Genomic DNA, 3597 nt, shown 5'->3' with positions numbered 1-3597 from the left:
GGCAGATAAACCCCGCAGCCGGTTAGAGTGCGATCGTTTGAGGCTCGCTCGCCTGAGCGAGTCGAAAGCGTGAATCGCCCTCAGAAAAATGGCCAGAGTCTGATCGCACTTAAAGCGATCAGGCAACTCTGAGCCCGGTCAGGGCTTCGGCGGCCTCCCATAGCGCCCGGGCCACGCCTGCGTCCAGCGCGTGTTTCTCCGGCCTGGCCTTGCCCGGCGGGCCGCGGAACTCCCTGAAGCCGGTGGGGCCGTAATAGCCGCCGGGGGGCACATCCGCCGTGGTGGCGGCGAAAAGCGTGGGCAACGCTCCGGCCTCGCCTGACTGTGAGATAAACGGTTCCACCAGTTTGAGGCCAAGTGCTGTGAGGCTCCCGGCACCGGGGCCGTTGGCGATCAGCTCGGTGCGTGCGATGCCCGGATGCGCCGCCAGCGAGAGCAGCCCCCAGCCCCCGGCATCGGCGCGGCGCTGCAACTCCAGGGCGAACATCAGCATCGCCAGCTTTGATTGGCTGTATGCCTGCCAGGGCTTGTAGGCGCGGGCGGATTGTAAATCCGTCAGATCAATCCGCCCCTGCCGGTGGGCGATGGAGGAGAGCTGGATCACCCGTGGGGCTGGGGCTTTCATCAATGCGGGGAGCAGCAGCGTGGTGAGGGCGAAATGTCCCAGAAAATTCACGCCGAACTGCAGCTCGAAGCCGTCGGCGGTGGTCTGCCGCGCGGGCGTGGCCATCACGCCGGCGTTGTTGATCAGGATGTCGAGCGTGCCGTGCGCGGCTTTGAAGCGGGCTGCGAAATCATGCACAGAAGCGAGGCGGGCCAGGTCCAGCGCCTCGAACACCGCCCGGCCGGGGGCGGCGGCGTTTATTTTGGCCGCCGCCGCCGCGCCTTTTTCAGCGTTGCGGCAGGCCAGGATCACATTTGCCCCGGCTTTGGCCAGTTGCAGCGCGGTGAAATAGCCGATCCCGCTGTTGGCCCCGGTGATAACCGCCAATTTTCCCGCCTGCGAGGGAATATCGCCAGAAGCCCATGCGTTCATCTCAGCCCTCCAGAAGTTTGGCCGCCTCCACCGCGAAATAAGTCAGTACGCCCGAACACCCGGCGCGCTTGAAGCCGAGCAGGCTCTCCATCATGGCGCGGTCGTGGTCGATCCAGCCGTTTTGCACCGCCGCCATGATCATCGCATATTCGCCCGAGACCTGATAGGCGAACACCGGCACCTCGAAGCGCTGCTTCACCCGCTGGATGATGTCCAGATAGGGCATGCCGGGTTTGACCATCACCATGTCAGCACCTTCAGCGAGGTCCAGCGCCACCTCGTGCAGCGCCTCCTCGGCGTTGGCGGGGTTCATCTGATAGGTTTTCTTGTCCCCCTTCAGCGCGCCGCCGGAGCCGATGGCATCACGGAACGGGCCGTAGAAGGCGGAGGCGTATTTGGCGGCGTAGCTCATGATGCGGGTGTTGATGAACCCGGCTTCGTCCAGCCCGGCGCGGATGGCGCCGATGCGCCCGTCCATCATGTCCGACGGGGCGATAATGTCGATACCGGCGGCAGCCTGGTTCACCGCCTGCCGTACCAGGATTTTCACGCTCTCGTCGTTGACCACATAGCCGTCTTCGATAAGGCCGTCGTGCCCGTGGTCGGTATAGGGGTCGAGCGCGACATCGCCGACCAGGGCGATTTCGGGGAATTCGGCCTTCAGGATGCGTGCGGCCTGGCACATCAGGTTGTTGGCGTTCAGCGCCTCGGTAGCGGTGGGGTTCTTCAGCCCGGCCGGGGTGGCGGGGAACAGCGCGATGGCGGGGATTTTCAGCCGCGCGGCGGCCTCGACATGTTTGGCCAGACCATCCAGCCCGGTGCGCGCGACGCCCGGCATGGAGGCGATGGGCGTTGCCGCGCCGTGGCCCTCGCGGATGAAGATCGGCCAGATCAGGTCGTCAGTTGAAAGTTTATGTTCCGCCACCAGCCGCCGCGTGGCGTCATCGTAGCGGTTGCGTCGCAGGCGGGTATTGGGGAAGGAACGGTTTGTCATACCCGCATGATTAACGCTTTCGCGGCTTGATTGCGAGGTGGCCGCGCGGTCCCCTGGGTTGTTGTTTTAGAGCCGGATGACATCCGCTTCTGAAATTATAATTATAAAGATTAGGGGATTCAGGTTGGCGGCGGCTTGCCGCGCGCCCCTTGACCATTGCGGTGCGGCAGGGGTAGAAGCGTTTGCAATATTGCAAATAATTCTTAATTGCAATTGATGCGCTTTTCACCGGGTTTGATCTGCATCAATGCGCGGTGTGGAGGAAGCCGGGAGAGTGCCCTAACTGTGGATGAGAATAAATTGCAGAAGCCCCCAAAGCGGAGTCGCGTGTTGATGCCTTCGACGACCAAGAACCAGAGCGCCCAATCCTCGCTGGGCCGATATTTCACCGCCTTGCCGTGGATGGCTGTATTTGGCCCTGGTCTGGTGGTCATGCTGGCTGATACCGATGTCGGCTCCATCATCACCGCCGGGCAGAGCGGGGTGCAATGGGGCTACAAGCTGCTCGCCGTGCAGATCATATTGGTGCCGATCCTCTATGTTGTGCAGGAGCTGACCGTGCGGCTGGGGATATTCACCGGGCGGGGGCATGGCGAGCTGATCCGCGATTGTTTCGGCGCGAAATGGGCCTGGCTTTCAGCGACCGGGCTCTCGGTTGCCACCATCGGCGCGTTGCTCACCGAGTTCTCCGGCGTGGCCGGCATCGGCGATCTCTACGGGGTGCCGCATTACGTCTCGCTGCCGCTGGCGGTCATCGCGCTGCTGGCGGTGGTGCTCACCGGCTCATACCGCCGGGTGGAGCGCGCGGCCATCGCCATCGGCCTGTTCGAACTGGCGTTCTTTTTTGTTGCCTGGGCGGCCCGGCCGGACCTTGCGGTCATGCTGCGCCAGTCCGTGCGGACCCCCGTGTTCAATCCGCATTTTGAATATCTGGTCGCGGCCAATATCGGCGCGGTCATCATGCCCTGGATGATTTTTTATCAGCAATCGGCCGTTGCCGATAAAAAACTCGGCCCCAGCCACTACACCGTGGCGCGCTGGGATACCGCGGCCGGCGCGCTGATCACGCAGCTGGTGATGGCGGCGGTGCTGATTGCGGCGGCGGCCTCCATTCAGCCGCATGCGCCGCAGGCCACGCTGAACACGGTAGGCGACATGAGCCAGGCGATGACGCCCTATCTCGGTCCGCAGTTTGGCCGGCTGATTTTTGGCCTTGGCGTGATCGGCGCTGGCATGGTGGCCGCGATTGTCGCCTCGCTGGCGCTGGCCTGGGGGCTGGGCGAGGTCGCGGGATATCGGCGCTCGCTGGAGCATCACCCGCTCAAGGCGCGCTGGTTCTATGGTGTCTATGCGTTTTGCGTGATCGGCGGGGCGGTGCTGGTGGGCGTCACACCCAATCTGATCAGCCTGAACATCGGTGTGCAGGTGATGAACGCGCTGTTGCTGCCGCTGGTGCTGGGTTTTCTGGTCCGGCTCTCCATGGTGGCGCTGCCGCCGGCGCACCGGCTGCGGGGCGTTTATAAATGGGTGGTCATCGCTGTTTGCGGGGTCACCTGCGCGTTTGGCG

The 3597-nt window shown here is 63.6% G+C and carries 3 protein-coding genes; 1 reads left to right on the top strand and 2 read right to left on the bottom strand.

Annotation, left to right across the window (positions count from 1 at the left end; genetic code table 11):
• Nucleotides 1–118 precede the first annotated feature (118 nt).
• Together HKL97_RS13185 and hemB are read right to left on the bottom strand one after the other, a co-directional pair.
• Nucleotides 119–1036 carry an oxidoreductase gene (locus HKL97_RS13185; protein WP_291426118.1) on the bottom strand — a complete coding sequence of 306 codons (918 nt, stop codon included), beginning with the start codon at nucleotides 1034–1036 and terminating at the stop codon, nucleotides 119–121.
• Nucleotide 1037: 1 nt separating this feature from the next.
• Nucleotides 1038–2030, bottom strand: coding sequence for a porphobilinogen synthase (gene hemB / locus HKL97_RS13180; protein WP_291426116.1), 993 nt, complete (start codon nucleotides 2028–2030; stop codon nucleotides 1038–1040).
• 333 nt (nucleotides 2031–2363) lie between these two features.
• Here hemB and HKL97_RS13175 point away from each other — a divergent pair.
• The coding region (locus HKL97_RS13175) for an NRAMP family divalent metal transporter (protein ID WP_291426114.1) at nucleotides 2364–3597 on the top strand (1234 nt) is incomplete at its 3' end.

This window comes from Acidocella sp. (genome assembly GCF_013044125.1).
Taxonomy (GTDB): domain Bacteria; phylum Pseudomonadota; class Alphaproteobacteria; order Acetobacterales; family Acetobacteraceae; genus Acidocella.
This window is presented reverse-complemented; position numbering and strand designations above follow the sequence as displayed.